Raw genomic sequence first — 666 nt, forward strand, 5'->3', positions numbered from 1 at the left:
GCCGGCACCCGGCAGTCCTCGAAGATCAGCTGCGCGGTGGGCGAGGCGTTCCAGCCGAGCTTCCTCTCGGGCGCGCCGTGGCTGAGGCCCGGCGTGCCCTTCTCGACCACGAGGCAGGTGATGCCCTTGGCTTTATCGTCGCCCGTGCGGACCATCACCACGTAGATGTCGTTGAACCCGCTTCCCGAGATGAACTGCTTGGTGCCGTTCAGAACGTAGTGGTCGCCATCCCGCCGCGCGGTGGTCTTGAGCGCGGCGGCGTCCGAGCCCGAGCCCGGCTCGGTCAGCGCGTAGCTGGCGATGTGCTCCATGCTCACGAGCCTGGGCAGGAACCTGGCCTTCACCTCGGCCGAACCGAAGCGGTCGATCATCCAGCTCGCCATGTTGTGGATCGAGATGTAGGCGCTCGTCGCCGGGCAGCCGTAGGCCATCGCCTCCATCACCAGCGCCGCCTCGAGCCGGCCCAGCGCGATCCCGCCGCTCTCCTCCGACACGTAGATCGCCCCGAACCCAAGCTCGCCCGCCGCCTCGACAACGTCGCGCGGGAAGTGATGCTCCTCGTCCCACTGCGCCGCATACGGCGTGATCCGGTCCGCGGTGAACCGCCGCGCCATATCCTGGATCGCCAGCTGGTCCTCGCTGAGCTGAAACTGTCCGGTCATGCCG

General features: G+C 68.2%; 1 protein-coding gene. It reads right to left on the bottom strand.

Annotated elements, in window-relative coordinates:
• A partial coding sequence (locus ACPV3N_RS13440; protein WP_440118635.1) for an acyl-CoA dehydrogenase family protein occupies positions 1 to 662 on the bottom strand: 662 nt, incomplete at its 3' end.
• Positions 663 to 666 lie beyond the last annotated feature (4 nt).

It is taken from the genome of Tsuneonella sediminis (assembly GCF_051912845.1).
Lineage (GTDB): Bacteria > Pseudomonadota > Alphaproteobacteria > Sphingomonadales > Sphingomonadaceae > Tsuneonella > Tsuneonella sediminis.